This is a genomic window from Vibrio sp. S457-15 (assembly GCF_000960545.1).
GTDB lineage: Bacteria > Pseudomonadota > Gammaproteobacteria > Enterobacterales > Vibrionaceae > Vibrio > Vibrio parahaemolyticus.
This window is the reverse complement of record NZ_JYOQ01000005.1, coordinates 46,302-70,953: the sequence shown is the minus strand read 5'-3', so window position 1 is coordinate 70,953 and position 24,652 is coordinate 46,302. Positions and strand designations below refer to the sequence as shown.

17 protein-coding genes are annotated in these 24,652 nt (G+C 46.1%); 12 read left to right on the top strand and 5 right to left on the bottom strand.

All coding sequences use genetic code 11. The annotated features are described in order from the left end of the window. Positions 1-156 precede the first annotated feature (156 nt). A complete protein-coding gene (locus UF05_RS00570) occupies positions 157-1,359 on the top strand; it encodes a Bcr/CflA family multidrug efflux MFS transporter (RefSeq protein ID WP_005462380.1) in 1,203 nt (400 codons plus the stop codon). Beyond that, on the top strand, positions 1,359-2,018 hold the full coding sequence (locus UF05_RS00565) for a DUF2913 family protein (RefSeq protein ID WP_005462414.1): 660 nt from the start codon (positions 1,359-1,361) through the stop codon (positions 2,016-2,018). Before UF05_RS00570 ends, UF05_RS00565 begins: the two co-directional genes overlap by 1 nt. 82 nt (positions 2,019-2,100) lie before the next feature. On the opposite strand, the gene UF05_RS00560 is transcribed toward UF05_RS00565, so the two are convergent. Genes UF05_RS00560 through UF05_RS00550 form a run of 3 tightly spaced genes read right to left on the bottom strand, consistent with a single transcriptional unit; the run spans position 2,101 to position 7,391 of the window. After that, positions 2,101-4,083: an MtrB/PioB family decaheme-associated outer membrane protein gene (locus UF05_RS00560; protein ID WP_045546114.1), complete on the bottom strand. Its 1,983-nt coding sequence runs from the start codon at positions 4,081-4,083 to the stop codon at positions 2,101-2,103. A 9-nt stretch (positions 4,084-4,092) separates the two neighbouring features. Next, complete coding sequence (locus UF05_RS00555) at positions 4,093-5,073, bottom strand: DmsE family decaheme c-type cytochrome (RefSeq protein WP_045546113.1); 981 nt, start codon at positions 5,071-5,073, stop codon at positions 4,093-4,095. Between the two features lie 53 nt (positions 5,074-5,126). Next, positions 5,127-7,391, bottom strand: a complete 2,265-nt coding sequence (locus UF05_RS00550; RefSeq protein WP_045546112.1) for an OmcA/MtrC family decaheme c-type cytochrome — start codon at positions 7,389-7,391, stop codon at positions 5,127-5,129. Between the two features lie 452 nt (positions 7,392-7,843). Between UF05_RS00550 and UF05_RS00545 the strand changes: the two genes are divergently transcribed. Next, positions 7,844-8,467, top strand: coding sequence for a c-type cytochrome (locus UF05_RS00545; protein ID WP_025630907.1), 624 nt, complete (start codon positions 7,844-7,846; stop codon positions 8,465-8,467). 22 nt (positions 8,468-8,489) lie between these two features. Continuing rightward, a complete protein-coding gene (locus tag UF05_RS00540) occupies positions 8,490-9,074 on the top strand; it encodes a NapC/NirT family cytochrome c (RefSeq protein WP_020840431.1) in 585 nt (194 codons plus the stop codon). Here UF05_RS00540 and UF05_RS00535 read toward each other — a convergent pair. Then, the gene (locus UF05_RS00535) at positions 9,031-10,509 is read right to left on the bottom strand and encodes a DUF2867 domain-containing protein (RefSeq protein ID WP_045546111.1); all 1,479 of its coding nucleotides are present in this window, start codon (positions 10,507-10,509) and stop codon (positions 9,031-9,033) included. The two genes, UF05_RS00540 and UF05_RS00535, sit on opposite strands and share 44 nt — an antisense overlap. A gap of 95 nt (positions 10,510-10,604) precedes the next feature. On the opposite strand from UF05_RS00535, the gene UF05_RS00530 reads away from it, so the two are divergent. The 8 genes from UF05_RS00530 (at position 10,605) to fabV (ending at position 22,771) form a co-directional block, all read left to right on the top strand. Beyond that, on the top strand, positions 10,605-11,981 hold the full coding sequence (locus tag UF05_RS00530; RefSeq protein ID WP_045546110.1) for an MATE family efflux transporter: 1,377 nt from the start codon (positions 10,605-10,607) through the stop codon (positions 11,979-11,981). Between the two features lie 273 nt (positions 11,982-12,254). After that, complete coding sequence (locus tag UF05_RS00525; RefSeq protein WP_005462397.1) at positions 12,255-12,926, top strand: ABC transporter ATP-binding protein; 672 nt, start codon at positions 12,255-12,257, stop codon at positions 12,924-12,926. After that, positions 12,907-15,360 carry an ABC transporter permease gene (locus UF05_RS00520; protein ID WP_025630908.1) on the top strand — a complete coding sequence of 818 codons (2,454 nt, stop codon included), beginning with the start codon at positions 12,907-12,909 and terminating at the stop codon, positions 15,358-15,360. The genes UF05_RS00525 and UF05_RS00520 overlap by 20 nt, the downstream gene beginning before the upstream one ends. 38 nt (positions 15,361-15,398) lie before the next feature. Continuing rightward, positions 15,399-16,484, top strand: a complete 1,086-nt coding sequence (locus tag UF05_RS00515; RefSeq protein WP_043041316.1) for a lipocalin-like domain-containing protein — start codon at positions 15,399-15,401, stop codon at positions 16,482-16,484. Positions 16,485-16,822: 338 nt separating this feature from the next. Continuing rightward, on the top strand, positions 16,823-17,974 hold the full coding sequence (nhaA, locus tag UF05_RS00510) for a Na+/H+ antiporter NhaA (protein WP_005462393.1): 1,152 nt from the start codon (positions 16,823-16,825) through the stop codon (positions 17,972-17,974). 426 nt (positions 17,975-18,400) lie between these two features. Next, positions 18,401-19,027 (top strand): TetR/AcrR family transcriptional regulator, encoded by a 627-nt coding sequence (locus UF05_RS00505; RefSeq protein ID WP_005462382.1) that lies wholly within the window; start codon positions 18,401-18,403, stop codon positions 19,025-19,027. A gap of 82 nt (positions 19,028-19,109) precedes the next feature. Beyond that, positions 19,110-21,392 (top strand): acyl-CoA dehydrogenase, encoded by a 2,283-nt coding sequence (locus UF05_RS00500; protein ID WP_025630910.1) that lies wholly within the window; start codon positions 19,110-19,112, stop codon positions 21,390-21,392. 176 nt (positions 21,393-21,568) lie between these two features. Then, positions 21,569-22,771, top strand: coding sequence for an enoyl-ACP reductase FabV (fabV, locus tag UF05_RS00495; RefSeq protein ID WP_005462412.1), 1,203 nt, complete (start codon positions 21,569-21,571; stop codon positions 22,769-22,771). An 84-nt stretch (positions 22,772-22,855) separates the two neighbouring features. Here the strand turns inward: fabV and UF05_RS00490 are convergent, their stop codons facing one another. Further along, complete coding sequence (locus tag UF05_RS00490) at positions 22,856-24,538, bottom strand: aspartate:alanine antiporter (protein WP_005483552.1); 1,683 nt, start codon at positions 24,536-24,538, stop codon at positions 22,856-22,858. Positions 24,539-24,652: the final 114 nt, after the last annotated feature.

The following is a 24,652-nucleotide window of genomic DNA, read 5'->3' as shown; positions in this document are numbered from 1 at the left end:
AGCTCGTCAAGGCCACCTTGGTAAACATTCGTCCTTATGACCCTCGAAAATTGAATCAGCAAAGCACTGTGCTTTGTTTTCAATGGTACGAGAAGCATCCTTGCTAGTTTCTGCAAAGAAATGGCTGATGGCAAGGACACAACTAGAGGTAAAAGAATGACAGAAAAAGCTCAAAGCGCTCCCCAATCTCAAATCAGTTTTTTACTGTTTCTTGTGCTCGGTGCAATTGGCGCGCTAACGCCATTGGCGATCGACATGTATCTACCGGCAATGCCGACCATCGCAAAAGATTTGGGCGTTGCACCTGGTGCGGTTCAAATTACGTTAACGGCTTATACGGCGGGTTTTGCGATTGGTCAGTTAATTCATGGGCCGCTTGCCGACAGTTTTGGCCGCAGACCTGTACTGATTTTGGGTGTGCTTTTCTTTGGATTAGCAGCAGTGGTGAGTGCGACCACAAACGGCATTGATGCGTTAACCTATGTTCGTACCGCCCAAGGTTTTGCTGGCGCGGCTGCGGCGGTCATTATTCAAGCTGTGGTGCGTGACATGTTTGACCGTGAAGACTTTGCGCGTGCAATGTCTTTCGTCACATTAGTTATCACGATTGCCCCGTTGGTTGCGCCGATGATTGGCGGTCACCTTGCGATTTGGTTTGGATGGCGCTCTATCTTTTGGGTGTTAGCCATTTTCGCTGTGGTTGTCATTCTGCTGGTGTTCTGGAAAATTCCGGAGACGCTAAAACCAGAAAACCGCCAACCACTGCGTTTTCGCACCACATTAAAAAACTACGCCCGTTTGTGTTCAAGTTCTGAAGCGTTGGGCTTGATGTTGTCTGGTGCATTCTCGTTTTCGGGGATGTTTGCATTCCTAACTGCGGGTTCGTTTGTTTATATTGATTTATACGGTGTTCGACCTGACCAATTTGGTTACTTATTCGGTTTGAACATTGTGGCGATGATCATCATGACCAGCATTAACGGTCGTTTGGTGAAAAAAGTGGGCTCTCATGCCATGCTTCGTTTTGGGTTGTTCGTGCAACTTTTGGCGGGTATTGGTCTGTTCGTAAGTTGGTTGATGGACTTCGGATTGTGGGGCATCGTGCCTTTTGTTGTGCTGTTTATCGGCACATTGTCGACGATTGGTAGTAATGCGATGGCGCTGCTTTTAAGTGGCTACCCATCAATGGCGGGTACGGCATCGTCTCTGGCGGGGACGTTAAGATTCGGTATCGGCTCATTGGTTGGCGCGCTGGTGGCATCACTACCAGGTAATGTTGCGTGGCCTATGATCATCGTTATGTTTGCTTGTTCTGTGCTTTCAGCACTGTTTTATTGGACTTTAGGAAGAAAGGCGTAATGTCGAATTACACTAAAGAAATTCAAAACTTGGTTAACTCTGCTCTGAATGAACTGGAGCAGGAACATCGTTCTGGCAAGTTGGCCAATGCGCCAGTAGCGAACAACCACTATCTTGTTCGTTGGGTAACAAAAGCTCTGAAATCTCAGCGTTTTGGTCGAACGGTCGGCGATGACTTAACTCGTTGGCAAAAGGCGGGTCGTTCAAAGGGGAATGACGCTGGTTTGTTGTTTATCTTCAAACGTATTTCTGCTTTCTACGCGCAATTCTTCCCTGAAGGTGAAGATTCAAAAGTGATCAAAGACTCTGACGTCGAAGCTTTTTTGGACGTCATGGAGCAAGCGGGTTGGGAGGTTTCTACCTCTGAACAATTGGTTGGTTGTGGCAAAATCCAAATCTTCACGGAAGGCCAAAATTCTTTGGCACTGTGTGCCGACCAATGCGAAAGCTGCTTCGACGGCGAGTTGCTCGTCAAACCAATGAGCTGGTTTGTGCGTGGCAACCATGCTGAGTTTGTTGAGAAAGCAGCGCAAGCGGGCTTTATGGTGCATAAAGTGACGGACTACAAATCGATGGTGAAATACCACGGCGAGTACCTTATCTTCCCTGCAAACGAAGGTAACCAATTGGCTGAGATTCCTTTGAGCTTCCAAGCTTAATCAACTTCTCACAGCAGTAGAATTGAAATACGAAAGCATCAGACGCTTGAAACGTCTGATGCTTTTTTACGTCACTCTGTGTTTAAAAGCGATATTTCCAATAGACGCCGCCATACAGACCTTCATAGCTTTGCAAAACGTCGCCCATCGTTCCGGTTTCGTTGTTAAACAAGTAATCCTCTTCTGAGTAGTCTTCATAACGAAGGTTAAGCTGCACGTTTTGATTTTCAGATACTTCATAGTCAGCGATGACTTCAAATCGATACGAGTTCGCCTCGTTATCAGGATATTGATAACCACCAGATGTGGTTGAAGATTTACTGTCCGCTTGGCTGTAGCTGTAATCAAATGAGATAGAAAGTTTGTCGTCCAGCAGTCGCTCTTTACTCACACCAAAACCAATGGTTGTGATGTCATCTTTGAGCTTGGTGGTGTAGCGATTCCAGCCGACAATGTCAGAGTTTGCTTGTTGTTGCTCGGAGCGGATGATCTGTTGATTGTAAAAAACATGCCCGCTTAATCCGTCGAGTAAATTGAAGTTGAGGCTGAGGTCGTAGCCGTAATCTTCCCCTTCGCTTAAACCAATATCAGGTTTTGCATAGTCATCATTTCCGTACCAAAGTTCTGCAAGTAGCTGGACATCGTCTGTCATGTCATAACTGCCGTCGCCACGGAGCTCAATCCTCTCTTTGTCGGCTAAATAGTATTGGCGCAAATTAGGCGAGTCGCTGCTGTCGTCCTGCCAATCAGAGCCATCGCGGAAAGAGTAGGAGACTTTACCGCCTAATTGCCACGGACTGTTTGGTCTGTACTGAGCACCAACAAAAACGCGTTGTTCATCGGTACGTTTTCGGTCGGCATAGCTTCGCTCGTCTTGTTTGAAGTGATAACCCGCATTCACCTTCACATCAGACGCAACACGATGCGTTAACGTTGTTTCCAGTTTGGTTTTTGTGTGGTCGTATTTTTCTCTTGTAGAGCCGATGATGGTGTTTCTATCGGAGTTATCGTCTTTGTCTGAATAGTCCGCAGAAATGGCGAAAGCTGTGTCTCGCGAAAGCTTGTTGTGGTAATCCGCGCTCATTTGCCAAGTGTTGGTTTCGCCATGGAATGTATTGGAGTTAACGGGGGACTGCGGAAACGGATTTAACCCGCCTTCAGAAGACGTTTGTGACCAAAGTAAGCGGCCACTGAACGTTTGTTGATTCAACCGATAATTCCCCGTGACAACAAACTGGTGAAAGTCGTTGTCAGGCTCATACGCGATGTGGTTGGCGTAAGGGTTGGTAATGCCGCCGTAATAGAGTGCGGACTTGTCATTGCGGAAAAACGAGCCGCGATACGCAATATCCACCAGCCACAAATCTTCAATGTAGCTCACTCCTACTTGAGTATTTAAGGTTTCATGATCGACGGCTTTGGGTATGAATCCCGGCGCGTTGGCGTAACCCGGAATGGTCGATGAATAGCGCGACGTTGTGCCTTCTTTACGTTCGTGCTTCATGGAGGCATATGGCTTCCATGGCGTATGTGGTGTGTACTTGAGTTCTAACTTAAACGTCTCTCGCGTCACTGAGTTTTCATATTTCGATAGGTCACCACTAACGAGTGCATCTTCTCTTGGATGATACGCACTGAGTGAGGACTGATTCCAGAAATACGGAGTTTCACTGTAACTGCCGAGGATACGTAATCCGTCGTACTGGCCCATTTCCCACTGCAGTAAGAAGCGTTGCAAACCAAGATCTTCGACGACGATTCGATTGTAGAATCCCTCGTCTTCATATTGTTCGATATCGGCGTTTAGGCTAGCGTTAAAGTGTTTATTGTCAGAGTTTGTACCGTAAACGGGCGGATTCCAATTATAGAATCGAGAGGAACCGTCGTTGTTAAGGTAACCGACGCCCGCGCTGACTTCTCCACTCCATGTGCCGTCGCTGCTGCATTCACTGCACTGCCAGCGGCTAGTGTCGGCTGGTTGAGAACGTTGTAACGAATAATCGTTGGCGTGCGCTTGCACAGCAAAAGCAAGGGAAATAGCGATGCACAGTTGAGATAGTTTCATGCTTCCCTCCTAATAACTTAATGTTTGACCACGTGGGTGGTTAGAGCCATGCACTTGATTGTGGCAGTTTAAACAACTTCCGCCACGCACTCTCAAGTCGTTTTCAGGAATGGCTACGTTTGCATGTGGCACACGGTGACATTCCTGACATAGCATTGGCAGCCGTTTATTGAGCAGGGCTTTGTTCACTGAACCATGAGGTGTGTGGCAGGATGTGCAATCTTCAGTTACCGGCTCATGCTCCCATAAGAATGGGCCGCGTTTTTCCGCATGACACTCGTAACAAGCGTTATTGACGGTTGACCAGTTCAGGCTCGCTTCATTTAATGTCTGATGTGGATTGTGGCAGCTAGAACAAGTCATGACGCCGTCAATGATAGGATGACGACTGCGTTTGTGGATATCCGATTTGGTGCGGGAGTGACAATCGGTGCATTTGTCTGCTTGCATTTCGGCAACCATCATCGGATCGTCTTTTTGATGCAGTTGGTGACAGCTTGCACAAGACAGCCCTTCAAAAGCGTGCTCGCTACTATGCCAAGTCGAGCGTTTCGCATCTTGGTGACAAGATAAACACACGCTGTTTTGCTTTTCGGCCGGAACAGGGGAGTTTGGCCCAAAAGTGATCATCGGTTCACGAACTTGTCCTTTTCGTGGATTGCGCTCGTGATTGTTTACTGGGCCATGGCATGCTTCACACTGTTTATCATTCATTGGCCCATGCAGGTTTGCGGACTTGCCATGAATGTTATCGAAAATACCCGTTGCAGGTTTATCTGATGTATCGTCATGGCAACGAAGGCAGCCATCTGGTCCGCGGCGTGAATATTTACCCTCGGAAAACTTGGTGTCTAATATGGTTTCAATTTCTTTTTGAGTTAACGTTGCCGCTTCGGGTTCTGGCTTGGCGACATCTTCCGAACTGACGGTGAAGATGACGCCTAACCCAAGTATCCCAGCTACCAACCACCGCAGAAACATTGCTTTCATAGCTCTTCCTTTTCTTGTCCTTAATTGTCAAAGCATTGTGTTCAATGACGAATTCAACGGTAGTCGTATACCTTGTGAACCTTATCTACCCCTTGTGACTGACCAATAGCATGGCAAGTTGCACATTGTTCGGAGCCCGTTGCTTGTGCTGCTGTGTCTGCTCCAAATACCGCGCCGTGATTCAGCATATGGTTCAGAGGCGCATCTCCTGCCACGGTATCCGGGTCAGCATTAGCTAAAGATGACTCTAGGTGACACGCGCCACAGGCGACTAACGCAGGACTAAAGTACTTACCACTTGCCAGAGAAGGGCGCGTATTTTGTTGGCTAGGTAAGTTGTATTGAGCATTGGTATGGCAGGCCTCACAGTTGTTGACTGCGCCAGGGAAAGAAGCTTCACCGCTATGAGCGGAGCCAAAGGTGTGGAATGAGTGCACGTGGTACTTTAGATCAGCCGCCATTCCAGGATAAAACGCAGAACGTTCAGAGTTATGGCAATTTTTACATTGTTGGAAGTCGGTGGCGGCATGTGGATGCTCACCAAGCTTATGGATAGTCAGCTCTTTGTGACAATCGTTACACGATGAAATGTCCGCGCCCACTGGCAGTTTGTGTTGCTTGTTGATACCAGACAAATCAAACGAGCCGGATGCGTTATTGGCGGCAATGACGAAAGGCGATTTGATAAGATCGATGCCTTCAAACGTGACGCATTCGGCGAGCTCGCCATCTCTACGGTTGGCGCAAAGTGGCATGTCGGCGATGTTAACCGTCAACGTAGAGTTGGAGGTTGGCTTGATCACAGCGTCAGTGAAGTCTTTATGACACAAGAATAGGCCTTCTCCTTGAGCCTCACAGCCGTCACCAAGTGCGCCATCATCGGCGACGTTGAGACTGTTGTTTGCGACCATCGGGCCTTGGCCGTTATCCCAGTTCAGCAACAAATTGAGGTGCCCATGTTCATTAATGAAAGGGGTCAGTTCGTTGATGGATCCAATACCTGTGCCCGCTTTCGACACTCTTAGTTCAACCTCAAACTGGTCATCAATAAATCGCGCGCTTTCAACGTTGATTTCAAGCGAATCACGCGCTTTTGCAAGATTCTCTAAACGCATTACGTGAACCGTTTTAGCACTTTGGCTTGCGTCTTGGCCGATGATTGGATCGCCATTGTCGTCTCGGTCATAAGGTCGGTGACAGCCCGAGCAGGAGTTTTGTGGCTCGCCGTTTCTTACCCAAGCCGTACCGACTTGGTTATCATGCGCGCCTCTGTCTCGGTACAAGTGACAAGTCTCACAGGCAACTTGGCTTGGGTGTTCAAACCAATTGTTGGCGTCTGATGCTTTCGCGACATCGGTTGAATGGCAGGTTGTACAGTTGCGGGCATCTTGCGGGAAAGGGTTGCCTTCAATGACTAAACCATTGATGTCGGTAACGAGCATGTCATTGTCGTCGACAGGCTGTTTGTAAGTATCGGTGTTATTTCTGTCGCTACCTAATTTGAAAACATTACCGTGGTATTGATGAACAACGGCAGCGAGAGGGCGTCTGGCTGGCGCAGCGCCAGGATTACTGTCATTGTGGCAAGCGGTACAAACGGCAATGTTGTTATCAATTGAGCGATAGCCGGGTCCATGATGAAGCGGTTCGCCCATATGACAGTTTTCACAGGTACCTGTTTCAATCACATTGCGGGAGACAGCCGTATCTGAACTTTCTTGCGGCACCCATTCAAACACGTAGGTAAAACCATTGCCTTGCTCGCCATACGCCATGACGATTCGGTGGAGTTTATCCGCATCCCAAGCGATAAAACCATTGTTGCTAGAAGAGTCGGCAGTATAAGGATCGGGCACTTTCAAAACGTCAGGAATGGCAAACGTGTAGCGATATCCCCCGTCTGTTTTTACGAGTGTTCCATCCCAAACACTCTCCATGCTGGCACGGTTATTTGCGGTGTTACTTGAGTGATGGAAACTCTTCCAATAGGTATTGCCATGACGCCCATTGAAGGCAAAGGCTGGATCGCTCGAATTTTGTGTATCGACACGAGAGGGCATTGCTTTAAGAAGTGCGATGCGAAAATCTTTCGTTTCGTCTAGCTCATGAGATCTGCCACTGCCGTCTTTGACGGTAAAATCGACCACCAGTTTGGTTTCTCCGGTTTCTTGAGTGACCAATGATGGCTCGGAAACACTGACCTCGAAATCACCAAGTGCAGGTGGTGGTGTATTTTGATCGTTTTTGCTGTCTGGACCACATCCGGTGAGCAGTAAAATAAAAAATATTAATGTAGCGATCGACTTTAAACCGTTCATAGTCCCTCTCGATTCGTCCTAAAGTAAGTGGGAATGCGTTGGAATGGTTAAATATTTCAATAAACAATTGATTGAAATATTAATTTTGTATTCAAGCCAAAAGCAAAATATCCATATTTACATCGCTTGAATAAATCGAAATACATGGCTTGTAAGAGTATAGACGCAATATGAAATATTATTAAAATAAACCGCTTTTTCTACGCGTGAATTTTGGGTTTTAAATTATTGTGTTTTTAAATCAATTGTTTGCATTGAAGTTTGTTGTTCTTGAAGAGGTCGGTGCAGAAAAAGTAAGGGTATTGAACTACGCTACTTTAAATGGTTGACGGCTTAATATTTTTATCTTGGATATCGTTGGTTTTAAGTCGCGTTTATAAAGTGATTTTCTTATCGTTTATTCGCTGTCTGGTTTTGATTAACAAAGATAATTACTACGGAGTCAGTCTAATATGCACCAACTAATTAAATTATCTCTAAAATTTTCCTCGATGTTAGCCATTAGCTCAGTTTTGGTCTCCCACAGTTTAGCGTCACCAAGTGAGCTAATTTCACAACATGAATGTGAAGCTTGTCATGGGCCAAACGGTGTTAGCTCAGAAACGAATATTCCGACCATCGCAGGGATTCCCGAGTTCAACTTTTTCGACCAGATGTTGCGTTACCTTGAAGGCAGACCCTCAGCTTCGGTTAATCACGTATACGGAGACACGAGCCAAAAAGGCGACATGGTGACGATAGTCAAATCTTTATCTGAAGCGCAGATTGAAGAGTTAGCAAAACATTATGCTGGGCTTGAGTTTGTGCCTGCTAAGCAGTCTTTTGATCAAGCGTTAGCGATGAAAGGTAAGGCTATCCACGCGAAAAGCTGCGAGAACTGTCATTCGGATGGTGGCAGTAACGCTCTGGATGAAGCTTCGATTTTAGCTGGTCAGCAGAAGGGCTATCTCGCCACTACGTTGCAACAGTTTAAGCAAGGCAAACGCTCCGTTGATAAAAAAATGGATGAGGCGTTCAAAGGACTTAGTTCCGATGATTTAAACGCGCTCGTAGAATACTATGCGAGTTACCGCTAGCGCTGCTTTGGGATGAACACCAATGAGTTTATGGCGTAAACCAAACAGAAAATGGATGCTCGGCATACCAATTGGTGGCTTATTGGCGTTTATCCTTGGTGGTGCGGCAATCAGTGTTTTTCACTTTGGTATGGATTACACCAATAGCAACGAGTTTTGTTACAGTTGCCATATTGGGATGGATACGATAGTTGAGGAGTACCAAGCATCCCCACACTTCAAAAATGCTCAGGGTGTGGTTGCCGCTACGTGCAGTGATTGCCATGTCCCTAGGGAGTTTTTTGCTAAAATCGCGTTGAAAATAGGCGCTACAGCCGACATCTATCACAAACTGACTGGTGACATTACACTTGAGAACTTCGAGGCGGAGCATCGCCCGAGGTTGGCTGCTGAAGTCACACAGCAGTTTATCGAGAATAAATCAAAACAGTGTCGATATTGCCATTCCGTTGACAAGATGGATTTCGAAGCGCAAGGACGAACCGTTGCGCGTCGACATCAGATGATGGAAAGTCGAGAGCAATCGTGCATTGATTGCCATGCGGGGATTGCTCATCACCTGCCTATTTCTCTAGATTCTCCAGAGACTGTTCCTCCTGAGGAGTAATACTGATACTTTCGGCTTCTTTCGCGATGGCTTTGACCATGCCTTTGAATATGAATAGATGGGCTGGCATCATGGCAAACCAGTAAAGCAGCCCGAGAAATCCCTGTGGGTGCCACCAAGCGGTGATATCCAGTTCTCGTTCATCACCATGGTCTTTGATGGTAATTTCTAAACGTCCAAGCCCTGGGCCTTTCATCCCAAAAAACAGGGAGAGGAACTGATTTTCCTCGCAGCGAATCACTTTCCAAGAGTCTATATAATCGCCGACTTTGAGCTCCGGCCCCGGAGGAGAAACGCGAATCGGTTTCCCGCCACCAAAAAAGATGTCGAGCCATTCACGTGTGCGCCACAAAATGTTGGCAAAGTAATAGCCTTTTTCACGACTCCCGATTTTTTGAGCCACTTTCCATAATGCCGCAGCGGAGGCTTGAGTTTTTATGCTCGCACCGGCTTGTTTAGGGTAGTAGCCATACCCCGGTTGCCATCGACGAAGTGCCGCTGGCTCAAAGCCCCAAACATTACTGCGCACAAACGTGCCTTCATCTTGGATGGTATCGGATACTGCTTGCTCGTAGCTGATCAGCGTTTGCGGAAATCGTGCTTCAATCGCTTTTGAATCGGCAATGTAGTCATGCTCTAACCCCGCGAGTAATGCTTTGCCGATGTTTGCTGGTACAGAGGTGACCAAGCCGAGCCAATACGATGCCATTTTGGGGGTAAGCAACGGTGTCGACCACAGCCGATAAGGCTTGTTGGTGATTCGGCAAATGACTTTAAACTGCTCGCGGTAGCTGAGTGTATCTGGCCCACCAACTTCATAAATTTGGCTTTCTTCTGGGGGTGATGCTTCGGCCAACTGCAATAAATAGTGATTGAGGTTGGGTAGGGCAATAGGGTTGGCTTTTGAGTCGACCCATTTAGGCGCGATCAAAATAGGTAAGTTGTAGACAAAATCTCGCATGATCTCGAAAGCCGCGGAGCCGGGGCCAATGATGACGCCTGCACGCAATTCAGTTACTGGAACGCCAGACTGTCGGATAATTTTGCCCGTTGCTTTGCGTGCGGCTAAATGGCGCGAGTTTCCGGTTTGCGGTTGGATGGCACTTAAATAAATGACATGTTTGACACTGCTTTGCTCCAATGCGTATTTAAAGTTCAAAGCAAGGTTTAGCTCGTACTCAACAAAGTCATCGCCTTGTGCCATTCCGTGTACTAGGAAAAATACCAAGTCAAAATCGTTCACCACAGCGAGCGTGGCTTCTGCGTCGGCTAGGTCCAGATATCGCAACGTTAAATTAGGATGGGGCCGAGTCCTTGACTCCAAATAATCGATATGTCGCGCCGCGGCCGTGACGGCGTAACCTTTTTCTAAGAGTAACGGAAGAAGTTGAGAACCAATGTAACCCGAGGCGCCTAGCACCAACACCTTTTTCATTATCTGTCCTTTTAATCGTTGGTGGAATAAACACCACAGAGTATAATCATGAGACACTTTCCCCATTCTATCAATAAGTTGTCGTTGGAGCGCTTGTGACTTTTCTCTCTCAACTCTCAATACATGCAGATAAAGCATTCTTACGTCGCTTATTCGCGATCGCGCTACCAATTACACTGCAAAGCATGATGTTTTCTAGCCGAAGCCTCGTCGATGTGCTTATGCTCGGCCAACTTGGTGAGGCTGAAATAGCCGCTGTTGGGGTAGCGGCGCGCGCGACGTTTGTTACTACCATCATGTTAGTTGGGGTGACGACGGGTGGTGCATTACTGACCGCGCAGTACTGGGGAGCGGGAGACAAAATTGGCGTAAGACAAAGTACGTCGCTGACTTGGATGATTGCGATGGTGTTTGCCGCGCTGGCCGTTTGTTTATTCGTCTTTTTCCCGCAGCCAATCATGGGCTTGACCACGGATTCCCAAGAGGTGATTGAGCTTGGGTCAAGCTACTTGGTAATTTCATCAGCCAGTATGTTCGCAGTGGCGTGTGTTGCCAGTATGGCGGTGGGATTACGTGCTATGCATCAACCAGGGTTGAGTACTTTCTTTAGCGGCATCGGTATTCTCTCTAACGTGTTTTTAAACTGGGTGTTGATTTTCGGTCACCTAGGCTTTCCTGCCCTTGGTATTACCGGTGCAGCAATTGCAACGGTGATCAGTGGAGCCATTGAAGTTGGTTGCTTATTTGGTTATTTGTGGTTGAAAAAACACATTATCGCCTTTGGTTGGGGCGATATTCGTGCCAGCTTAGTGTTGGACAAAATCACTCGTTTTCTTAGCTTATCTTTACCCACGACGTTCAACTTTCTCGCTTGGGCTGGAGGGCTGTTTGCTTACCACGCGATCATGGGACAAGCAGGCGTGCAAGGTTTGGCAGCGTTGTCGGTGATGACACCCGTTGAGTCGATTGCTCTCGCTATGATGATTGGCCTATCGAACGCGGCTGCGGTTTTAGTGGGTAACCAACTCGGCGCGAAAAACTTTGAACCAGTGTATTACCAAGCTTGGGCGACGGTAATCTTGAATGTTCTGATTGCTTTCGGTGTTGCGGTACTTCTATTTTTCACCAATCAGCTCATACTCGATGCGTTCAGTGCATTGAGCGCCGAGACTCGTCATTTGGCAGAGCAGTTCATGGTGATTCTGGCACTTGGCGTCATATTGCGCTCAGTGCCTATGATGGTCATTGTGGGGGTTCTTCGTGCTGGTGGAGATGTGAAATTCTGCCTGTATCAAGATGTGTTTGCTCAATGGATAATCGGTATTCCGCTCGCTGCGTTTGCAGCGATATATTTGGGGTGGGAGCCACAGTGGGTGTATCTACTTTTCTTCACTGAAGAGGTAGTGAAGTGGTGTATCTGTTTGCCTCGAATAAAGAGCAAAAAGTGGATGAAAAACTTAATTGAAAAGTAGCGATATTGAAGTTGGTTGAAGTTTCTAATAAATCTCGTTCATAGTTTGCTTATATTTCACATTTTGCAGCCGTTTCAAGTTTTTTGCTTGCTATAGCTAGAAAAATTGCTGCAAAAATCTGCTTATAACGTCAACAAAATCTGTTATGGAAAGTGAATCGAGTTGCATTTGTACTCTCATAGTGTGATCAAGCATTCAAAATACTTCCTACTAACAGGATTTTAGTGTAGATTCTGATCCCAATTTTTAAACACCATTTGAGCGGCAAAATCAATGTTAAAACTGTCAGACCTATGTAAAGGCTATGTAGACGGGGGAGAGTTTCATCCTGTGCTACAAGGGGCAGAATTAACATTACAGCAAGGTGAGCAAGTCGCTCTGATGGGGGAAAGTGGTTCTGGTAAAAGTACGTTGCTAAACGTCATTGCTGGTTTAGATACCGCTGATTCAGGCGAGGTTCAGTTTCCAAATTTTGCGATGCATGATGCTCCAGAACACTTAAGAACGCTCTACCGCCGCAACAATATTGGTAACATTTTCCAACAATTCAACCTCCTTCCTACTTTGAACATCGCCGATAACATCCGTTTTTGCCGTCAACTAAAAGGGTTACCGGAAGATAAAGGTCTCTGGCGTCAAATTCTTTCGGCTCTGGATCTCATGCCTTTATTAGGACGCTATCCAGAAGAAGTGTCGGGTGGCCAGCAACAACGTGCTGCGATTGCGCGCGCGTTGTACATGGAACCCAAAATTCTGCTTGCCGATGAACCAACGGGAAGTTTGGATGAGCGAAATGCGGAAGCGGTAATGCGTTTGCTGACCAGTCTTGCACGCCAATTGGACTGTACCTTGTTATTAGTGACGCACAGTGAGAAAGTTGCGGCACACATGGAAGGGAAAATTCGTCTTCAAGGAGGGCAACTGCATGTTATGGCCCGTAGTTAAGGCACTACTCGGTCATTACCGTCGTTACCCACTGCAAATTATTCTCGTCTGGTTAGGCTTAACGCTTGGTGTTTCGCTTCTCGTTGGTGTTACTTCTATCAACCAACATGCGAAGCAGAGTTACGAAACAGGTGAGAAGCTTTTCTCAAACCCACTTCCTTACCGAATTCGTACCAAACATTCTGCAAATAAAATTCCTCAAGGATTTTACATTCAGTTGCGCCGCGCTGGTTTCAATCAATGCGCGCCTTTTGACGTCCTTCATCTGGATGCCAAAACGGACATGAACTTGATGCTCGTCGGCATCGATCCTGTCGCAATGATCCCTCTTCAGCACGGCAAGTCACTTAATGAGATGCCTGTTCTCTCCTTGATGAAGCCGCCGTATCCGATCTTGATCAGTCAAGATTTGGCGTCTTACATGAACTGGCAAGACGGCGACTTTATTGAGTTGAATGACGGCAGCCGTCTTGGCCCTGTTCAAGTGGATCAAAACAAGCTCTTATCAGGTACACGTTTAGTTACCGACATTTCTTTATTAAGAATGTTGAAGCGAAGCTCGGGTCTTTCAGCGATTTCATGTGGCGAGATGCCAGAAGAAAAATTGATCGCATTAAAAAACATACTGCCAAATGGCATGACTTTGGTTCGAAACACTCGTACTGAGCTTGAATCTTTGACCAAAGCATTCCACATGAACCTCACCGCGATGGGGATGTTGTCGTTTTTGGTTGGACTTTTTATCTTCTATCAAGCGATGTCACTATCTTTTATTCAGCGTCAGAGATTAGTCGGCATTTTGCGTCAAACCGGTGTGAATGGAGCCCAATTGGCGCAAGCGTTATTACTTGAGCTCTCGATACTCGTTTTGGTCGCTTGGGCTTGCGGTAACTTCTTTGGACTCATGTTGGCGAACGAGTTGATCCCTGCAGTATCTTCCAGTTTGAGCGATCTATATGACGCCAACGTTGGCCTTACTATCGGTTGGTCGTGGCAGTCGAGTTTATACAGTTTGATTATGTCGGCAATGGGCGCTCTGATTTCCTGTTTGTGGCCACTGATTCGATTGTTGAAATCGCAACCAATCCGTTTGTCTTCGCGTTTATCGTTAATGCGCTTTGCAGGAAGAGAGTTTTCTTGGCAAGCATTGGCGGCATGTGCTTTCTGTGTAGCCGCGGTTGCGGTTTACCAAGCACCTAAAACGCAAGAGACGGGTTTTGCCATTATCGCATTGATGTTGGTGAGTGTGGCTCTATTCATGCCATTTTTGATGTGGCACATGTTCCAAAGCTTCTCATACACGTTACGCTGGGTTCGTGTGCGTTGGTTCTTTGCTGATGCGGCGGCAAGTATGAGCTATCGTGGTGTCGCAACGATGGCGTTTATGTTAGCACTCGCTGCGAATATTGGTGTTGAGACCATGGTGGGTAGCTTTAGAGACACCACTGACAAATGGTTAAGCCAACGCTTGGCCGCAGATATCTATATTTATCCAACAAACAACTCGGCTGGGCGAATGAGCGCATGGTTACAAGATCAGCCAGAAGTTGAATCGGTTTGGTGGCGCTGGGAAAAAGATGTTCCTACCGAGCATGGCGCTTTGCAAGTGGTCAGCACAGGCCCTTCTGAAGGGGAGCTAGATTCGTTAACGGTTAAGCTCGGTGTTCCAAACTACTGGTATCAGCTGCATCAAACTAAGAGCTTGATGGTCAGTGAATCTATGGCTCTCAAACTGGATATTCGTCCGGGCGATTACATTGATCTGCAAGCACCACTGGGTGAAGGTTGGCAAGTCGTGGGTGTGTACTACGATTATGGCAACCCATACAACCAAGTGATGATGTCACACCGAAACTGGCTTTATGCGTTTGCCGGAACGGGCAACGTAGGGTTAGGCGTATTGCTGAAAGACAGCGTGAATGGAGAAGGGTTGAAGAATCGTTTAGAAAATGTCTTCCGATTGCCACAAGACCGCGTATTCGACAACAGCAATATCTACACTCAAGCCATGAGAGTATTTGATCACACGTTCGCCATCGCTGGCACGTTAGGCAACATTACTCTTATCATTGCTGTATTTGGTCTTTTCTTTGCAACCCTAGCAGGAGAACTCTCTCGTCAAAGACACTTCTCGCTGCTGAGATGCATGGGTGTTTCTGGCAAAGAGTTGGTTGCCTTGGGGGGCTTGCAACTGTTCGCCTTTGGTGCCATTTCTGCGATTATAGCAGTACCGTTAGGATTGGCCTTGGCCCACCTAATTGTTGATATCATTATTAAACAATCTTTTGGTTGGTCACTCGAACTGCAAACCATTCCTTGGGAATATGCACAAACTATCGCTTGGGCAATGCTCGCGATTATGATCGCCGGGGCGTTACCCGTAATTCGAATGATTAAGAGTACGCCAATGAAGTCGTTGAGGGATGCGTTGTAGTGGAAAAACAAAACTCTAAAAAACGCGTTTTTGCTTCGATGCTGATCGTAGTTGTTTTTGCCATGTTGACTGGAGCGACGTTGTATTCAACGTTTTGGCTAGAGCCTACTGCTACCCAAGAAAACGAAATCAATTCGGTACTGACGCGAGAAAATAAAACCATTTTTGAGCCCGTTTTACCGGACGAGCATGTCTCATTGCCTTCAGACTTTCGCTTCCATCCTGAATATCAACATGAATGGTGGAACTACTTTGCGAAGCTGCAAGATAAGCAAGGTCGTACTTACAACGTGCAGTGGAGCTATTTTCGCGTCGCCACCGATGAACGAGAAACCAGCGGTTGGCAAAACCCGCAACTGTACATTTCACATGTTGTCGTGAGCCATGGTTCGCATGTGTGGAAAGAACAGCGTGTTGCACGCGGTGGTATTGGTCAAGCTGGCATGACAAACCGACCATTCCGTTTATGGATAGATAACTGGACTTGGCGCTCATTAGGCTCTACACCATTTCCAGGCAACCTCAATGTTACAACGGACACATTCGGACTCGAACTGAATACCATGACAAGCGGGCCGTTTGTGGTAAATGGAGACAAAGGCTTTCAAGTTAAACATGCACTGCAATCTGTGGCGTCGTTTAGCTTTAGCGCACCGTTTCTTAATGTAAAAGGTACATTGAACTTAAATGGCCGCCTCATCCCCGTAACAGGCTCAGCCTGGACGCAAAAAGAATGGGGCAGTGGCTTAATCGGCCAAGGCCAACAAGGTTGGGATTGGTTTGTCTTTAACTTTGATGATGGACGTGCGTTAACGGTTAGCCGTTACCGTCACCACGGTCAGACGCCTCATATTTTCGGTACGCTATCGACCCGTTCGGGAAAAGTGGTCAATCTATCAGAGAAAGAGGTCTCGATTACGCCAATGCAGGTAACAAGCCTGTCGAATGGCAGACGTTTACCGTTGCAATGGATCATCAATGTACCTGAACACAAAATTAATTTGACGACTCGTATCATAAAATCCGATATGTGGTTGCCATTTGTTATCCCTTATTGGGAAGGTCCCATCTTGGCTTCTGGCTCCAACGAGGCGTGGGGCTTTATGCAGCTCACCGGCTACTAAAATCTATCGAAAGCCACTTAGCAAAGTGGTTTTTTTGTGTCTGAAGCACGTTAGTTCTGTCTAAAAAATCACAGACTTACCGTGAAGTGAGACATCATCTTATGCTACTTTAATAACGATCTTGGTTAATAACTGGATAGATAAGAGGAGGCGAGAAGGCTTACTTCGCCTCAATAGTTTGTTAGTTTGTTGAAAAATACGATGAGTAGTGAAGATAACCTCGGAAAAATCGAAGTTTATACTCTGAACAAGCGATTATTCTAAAATTTTCTGCAGCTATACACTCTTATCATTCTTTGTTAATCGTTTATTAAGATAATAAATATAAGGACGAAACCATGAACGATGTCATCCGTGACTTTTTCAAAATGGAATCCGCAGGTGGTATTCTTCTCGTGATTGCAGCGGCAATTGCGATGACCATTGCAAACTCACCACTGGGCGAAACTTATCAATCTCTACTGCATACTTATGTATTTGGTATGTCTGTTTCTCACTGGATCAACGACGGCCTGATGGCTGTGTTCTTTCTACTTATTGGCCTTGAAGTAAAGCGCGAGCTGCTTGAAGGCGCGTTAAAATCGAAAGAAACTGCCATCTTCCCTGCAATTGCTGCGGTCGGTGGTATGTTGGCTCCGGCACTTATTTACGTTGCTTTTAATGCAAATGACCCTGAAGCGATCTCTGGTTGGGCAATTCCTGCGGCGACAGACATTGCATTTGCTCTGGGTATCATGGCGTTACTTGGTAAGCGCGTACCAGTGAGTCTAAAAGTATTTTTGTTGGCTCTTGCGATCATTGACGACTTAGGTGTTGTAGTCATCATTGCTCTGTTCTACACCGGTGATCTTTCTTCAATGGCATTGCTTGTCGGCTTCGTAATGACAGGTGTACTGTTCATGCTGAACGCGAAAGAAGTCACCAAGCTAACACCGTACATGATTGTAGGTGCGATTCTGTGGTTTGCTGTACTTAAGTCTGGTGTTCACGCAACATTGGCAGGTGTAGTGATCGGTTTCGCGATTCCGCTGAAAGGAAAGCAGGGCGAACACTCTCCACTGAAACACATGGAGCATGCTCTTCACCCTTATGTCGCATTTGGTATTCTTCCTCTGTTTGCGTTTGCGAACGCAGGTATCTCGCTAGAAGGCGTATCGATGTCTGGCCTAACTTCAATGCTGCCTCTAGGTATTGCACTAGGTCTATTGATTGGTAAACCTCTAGGCATCTTTAGCTTTAGCTGGGCAGCTGTGAAACTGGGCGTTGCGAAGCTACCAGAGGGTATAAACTTCAAGCATATCTTCGCGGTATCAGTGTTGTGTGGTATTGGCTTTACGATGTCGATCTTTATCTCTTCACTGGCGTTCGGTAATGTAAGCCCTGAGTTTGATACATACGCTCGATTAGGTATTTTGATGGGCTCAACTACTGCGGCGGTACTTGGTTACGCTCTACTGCATTTCTCATTACCAAAGAAAGCACAAGACTAACTTCGTATTTAACTGATTTGTAACTCAAAGCCTCCCACTTGGGAGGCTTTTTGTTTTTGAAGAGCGTTAGATAAAGCCTGATCGACAGGCGAAAAAAAGCCCAGCCGAAAAGTTGACTGGGCGGATACAAACATAGGAGTTAATAAGAAAAAAGCAGCAACGTAACAATTAGATTGAAACAAGTTTGACGGCCAGTGAAACTTTAAATGCCCTAGTTGTTACATCTATTCAGACCGAGCTATTTCAGAACAGTTCCATTTTTTTTCAAAAAATTTTGCACTAAATTTATTCGTTTCAAATTCATTCTTTTAAGTGGCTTATCTACTTCGTGGTCCGACCAATGTCTGGAAATGTGATGTTAATCATTTGTTAATCTAAAGTTTCGAGAGTATATTTTCAAACAGTTGTTTAATACGAGTGATTAAAATGGCCCCGAGAAGCACAACAAAAGAAAAAATACTCGATGTCGCAGAAGGACTTTTTGCTGAATATGGTTTCAATGATACGTCGCTAAGAACCATTACAGGCAAAGCAAATGTAAATCTTGCATCGGTGAATTATCACTTTGGTGACAAAAAGACGTTAGTGCGCGCGGTATTAGACCGGTACCTTGAAGCACTGATGCCGAGCATAAAGGCGTCTCTCATTGAGTTGAATACCCGTGAAAGCTACAACATGGACGAAGTGTTTGAATCATTACGTTTACCGCTGCGTACACTTAATGATGTTAGACCAAATGGTACAGCACTATTTATGTTGTTGATTGGTCGAGGTTACACCGATGTACAAGGTCATTTGCGTTGGTTTATCAGCACTCGATACTCAGAAGTATTGAATTTGTTTACTTTCTCTATCATGAAAGCAAACCCAGAGTTGACGGAAGAGTTGTTGTTTTGGCGATTACATTTCACGTTGGGAACGTGTGTATTTACGATGGCCTCAAGTCAAGCTTTGACCGAGCTGGCAGAAAGCAAATTTGAAAAAGAAATCGATGTGAAATCTGTCGTCGATTTACTGATTCCTTACTTGTCCGCTGGTATGTCGGCGAAATAGTCGCTCGATAACGACAAGTAAAAAGTGAAACCAATAATAAGGATTAGCCGCAAGCGGTGACGTGAACAAAAGGATCTGAACTATGAGCTCTCTACGAAGAAAATGGATTAGTGACCCAGCATTTAAAGTGTTTAAGAAAGTTCTTCCTCCGCTGTCGAGTACAGAAAAAGAAGCGATGGAAGCCGGTAGTGTATGGTGGGATGCCGAGTTGTTTTCTGGCAAGCCAAACTTTACGACGCTACACCATTACCCAGCGCCGACGTTAACTGCTGAAGAGCAAGCGTTTATGGATAATGAACTTGAAACGCTCTTAGACATGTTAGACGATCAAAAAATCGTGAAAGAAGATCGTGATTTGCCACCGGAGGTGTGGGAATACTTGCGCAAAGAACGTTTCTTCTCACTGATTATCTCGAAAGAGTACGGTGGCCGTGAGTTTTCTGCATTGGCAAACTCAACGATTGTGTCTCGTATTGCAACGCGCAGTATTAGTGTTGCGGTATCGGTAATGGTTCCTAACTCGTTGGGTCCAGGTGAGCTTCTTTCTCACTACGGCACTCAGGAGCAAAAAGATTACTGGTTACCACGTCTTGCTGATGGTACGGACATTCCTTGTTTTGCTTTGACTGGACCGGAAGCAGGTTCAGATGCGGGCGGCATTCCTGACCAGGGTGTGGTGTGTTACGGCATGCACGATGGCGAAGAGGTGCTTGGTGTTCGAGTTAGCTGGAACAAGCGTTACATCACACTTGCACCTGTTGCGACTGTTCTTGGTCTAGCTTTCAAGCTGCAGGACCCAGACGGTTTACTCGGCGATAAGAAAGACGTAGGCATTACTTGTGCGCTCATTCCTGCTGACCATGACGGCGTTGAAATTGGTGAGCGTCACGATCCACTTGGTTCTGCTTTCATGAATGGTCCGACTCGTGGTGAAGATGTTTTCATTCCAATGGATTGGCTCATCGGTGGCTCAGATTACGCGGGCAAAGGCTGGCGTATGTTGGTTGAGTGTTTGTCTGCTGGCCGCGGTATTTCACTGCCAGCACTTGGTACTGCAATCGGCCACCTGACAACCAGAACCACTGGCGCTTATGCATACGTACGTAAGCAGTTTGGTATGTCTATCGGTAAGTTCGAAGGGGTAGCAGAAGCGATGGGCCGTATTGGCGGTCTGACTTACCTTTTGGAAGCAACGCGTACGTTGACGACTACCTCTCTCGATATGAAAGAGAAACCTGGCATTGTTACGGCTATTGCCAAATACCACATGACTGAAATTGCACGTACGATTTTGAACGACTCGTTCGATATTCACGCAGGTCGTGCGATTCAAGATGGTCCAATGAACTATCTTGCGAAACACTACTTGGGTATTCCTGTTGCGATTACAGTTGAAGGTGCAAATATCCTAACGCGTAACTTGATGATCTTTGGTCAAGGTGCGACCCGTTGTCATCCATATGTGCTTAAAGAGATGGAAGCGGCGGCGAACCCAGACTCAGAGCAGGGTGCTAAAGAATTTGATTCTCTATTGTTCAAACATATTGGTCATGCGATGGGGAATACGTTTGGTGCGCTAGGTGCAGCACTAACAGGCTCGCGCTTTGTGAAAGCGAATATGAGCGGTCCAACTCAACGCTACTACAAAGACATCACCCGTCTGAGCCGAGCGTTAGCGGTAAGCGCCGATTTTGCCATGTTGACGTTAGGTGGTGACTTGAAGCGTAAAGAGATGATTTCTGCACGTTTGGGTGATGGTTTGAGCTACCTGTACATGGCATCCGCGACGTTGAAAAAATACGAAGATGAAGGGCGTCAGCAAGGCGACTTAAACTTCGTGCATTACGCTGTCCAATACTGTTTGTACAACGCAGCTAAATCGCTGAACGAAGCGTACGCAAACTTCCCAGTGAAATATGTTGGTGGCGTGTTGAAAGGCTTGTTATTCCCACTAGGGAATCACTTCGACAAACCAAGTGATGAGTTAAGTGTCAGCATTGCTGAAGCCATGATGACCCCAGGCGTGCAGCGTGACCGTTTAACCCACTTGTGTTACATCGGAAAATCCGAAAATGATAGCGTAGGTTTGATGGAAAATGCCTTCCTAGCCATGTACGACGTCAAACCATTGGAGCGTAAGCTAATGAAAGCAGCGAAAGATGGCAAAGTGGCTCGTAAAGGTCTTCTGCAAGATCGCTTACAGCAAGCACTTGAAGCTGGTGTGTTGACAGAGCAAGAGGTTGAAAAGATCACTGCTGCTGACCAACTTCGTTACAAAGCTATTCAAGTAGACCACTTCAGTCATGATTTCTCTGAAGTTCGTACTGATAGCCCGAAAAAATCACACTTGAATCCAGCAGCCTAATGAGTGAACCTCGGTAATGAAAAGCACCTCCTAGAGGTGCTTTTTTGTGTCTTTTATTCATTACAAGGAGAGATAGTGCTCCAACCACTTGCATTTTCGAAGCATTTTTACAGAAATTAGATGCGAACTTCGAGCGAAACTTTTATCCTAACAAGGTTTTTTAAAGGAAGTTGAATATGATCATCAAACCTAGAATTCGTGGATTTATCTGTACTACAACGCACCCAGTTGGTTGTGAAGCTAACGTAAAAGAACAAATTGCTTACACAAAAGCGCAAGGCCCAATCAAAAACGCGCCTAAACGCGTTCTTGTCGTTGGTGCTTCAAGTGGCTACGGTCTATCTTCTCGTATCGCTGCGGCATTTGGTGGCGGCGCATCAACTATCGGAGTGTTCTTCGAAAAAGAAGGCACAGAGAAGAAACCTGGTACGGCAGGCTTCTACAATGCGGCAGCTTTTGAAAAGCTTGCTCGTGAAGAAGGCCTATACGCGAAAAGCCTAAACGGCGATGCTTTCTCAAACGAAGCGAAACAGAAAACCATTGATCTGATCAAAGAAGACCTAGGTCAGGTTGATATGGTGGTTTACTCACTGGCTTCACCAGTGCGTAAAATGCCAGAAACAGGTGAGCTTATTCGTTCAGCTCTTAAACCTATCGGTGAGACTTACACATCGACAGCGGTTGATACCAACAAAGACGTAATCATTGAAGCAAGTGTTGAGCCTGCGACAGAAGAAGAAATCAAAGACACAGTAACCGTAATGGGCGGTGAAGACTGGGAACTTTGGATCAATGCACTTTCTGACGCTGGTGTATTAGCGGAAGGTTGTAAGACGGTTGCTTACAGCTACATCGGTACTGAACTAACGTGGCCAATCTACTGGGATGGCGCGCTAGGTAAAGCTAAAATGGACCTAGACCGTGCGGCAAAAGCGCTAAACGAGAAACTGGGTGCAACTGGCGGCAGCGCAAACGTGGCTGTACTTAAGTCAGTTGTGACTCAAGCAAGCTCTGCAATTCCGGTTATGCCTCTTTACATCGCAATGGTATTCAAGAAGATGCGTGAAGAAGGTGTACACGAAGGTTGTATGGAGCAAATCTACCGCATGTTCAGCCAACGTCTTTACAAAGAAGATGGCAGCGCAGCAGAAGTGGATGATATGAATCGTCTACGTCTGGATGATTGGGAACTGCGTGAAGACATCCAACAACACTGTCGTGAGCTATGGCCACAAATTACAACTGAAAACCTAAAAGAGCTAACTGACTACGTTGAGTACAAAGAAGAGTTCTTGAAGCTATTCGGTTTTGGTGTCGAAGGTGTTGATTACGAAGCGGATGTAAACCCAGCTGTAGAAACAGACTTCATTCAAATCTAATTGATTGGAAAGATATGCAAAAGGCGCTCATTGAGCGCCTTTTTTGTACTTGATGATTGGGCCGTTTCATCAAACTCAAACCGGTTAACTCAGAATTATCAAAATCGTACCAGCTAGCGTCATTAGGATGTTGGCGATCGCATAAGTACCCGCATAACCAAGAGCAGGGATAGTCGATTTCGCGTATTCGTTTACGACATCCATCGCTGGTGCACAAGTACGTGCGCCAATGATCGCCCCGAATAGTAATGCGCGGTTCATCTTCAAAATGTATGCACCAACAAGGTAAGCAATCACAACAGGCACGACACTGACAATAAACGCAAGACCAATCACCTGTGGGCCAACTTGAGTCAAATGCTCGAACATCTTGCCACCAGCACTCAAACCGATACCGACCATAAAGAACATTAAACCAAGATCTTTGACCATGTTTAACGCGCCTTGCGGTACGTAGCCGAAAGTAGGGTGGTTGGCTCTAAGGAAGCCTAGTGTAATACCTGACAGCAAAAGGCCTACTGCATTACCTAAGCTAAACGATACTTGACCAAATGTCATGGTCACTAGGCCAAACATAATGCCAAGAATAAAGAAGCTACAGAACGCCAATAAGTCGGCCATTTGGCTGTGGATCGAGATAAAACCGATTTTCTCAGCAAGGCCATGTACACGACTCTTCTCACCACTCACCTGAAGCACATCACCTTTGGCAAGAACAATGTCTAAATCCATTGGCATTTCGATTTGCGCACGAACCACACGGTTTAGGAAACAACCGAACTCAGACAGGTTCAAATCAGATAGACGTTTGCCGGCAATCGCGTCGCTCTTAACGACAATCTCTTCTTCCACAATACGCAGATCGAGAAGGTTACGGTCGAACACTTCTTTACCGTTGCGGAAGCTTGGGTCCAAACGAGCGTGGCTGTCAGGGAAGCCTACCAGTGCTATTTCATCGCCTTCTTGCAAAATCGCATCACCATCAGGGTGGGCGAGAATACCATTACGGCGAATACGCTCAATGTAACAACCCGTTTGGCGATAAATACCAAGTTCTCGTAAGTTTTTGCCGTCTGTCCAATCGATAAGCTCCGGGCCAACTCGATATGCGCGAATAATAGGTAGATAAACTTTGCGCTGGCTTGAGTTACCAAGGCCACGCTCTTGAGCGATTTGTTGAGCAGAGTCTGAAAGGTTCTGCTTTTGTAACTTTGGTAGCAACTTAGCGAACATGATCATGCTGATCAAACCAATCAGATAAGCCATCGCGTAACCTACGGATAGATTTTCTAATACCAAAGAAAAATCCATATTGCGCGGTATTGTCGCAAGACCAGAGTTCAAAGCATCTTGAGCACCAACTAGAACAGGTGTCGCTGTCAATGCACCGGCCATCATACCGGCAGAAAGACCGAAATCGAGGCCAAAGTAGTGGCTTAAACCGTAAGTTAAGCTCACTGCAGCGACAAGCACGGTCATACTGAGGATGAAGTAGTGTTTACCATCCCTAAAGAAGATGCCAAAAAAGTTAGGTCCAGCTTCTATGCCAACGCAATAGATAAAGAGCATAAAGCCGATGGTTAGCGCTTCTGCGTTGAAGGAAAAGCCTAAATGACCCATTATCAGCGAGGTAATTAGAACACCTATAGAGTTACCTAACTGTAGGTTTCCAAAGCGAATTTTTCCGATGGCAAGGCCAATGGCTAATACGACGAAGATTAGAAGAATGGGGTTTTGATCGAGAAGTTGTACGACGTCTATGTTCACTGTGTGGCTCGGTAAAGTGTGTGCCAAAAAAAGGTTTAGAACTGCGAATTGTAACTAAATATAGCAAAAAGATAAGTGAATTTTTTTAGGTTTTGCTATTAGTTGACTTAGGGA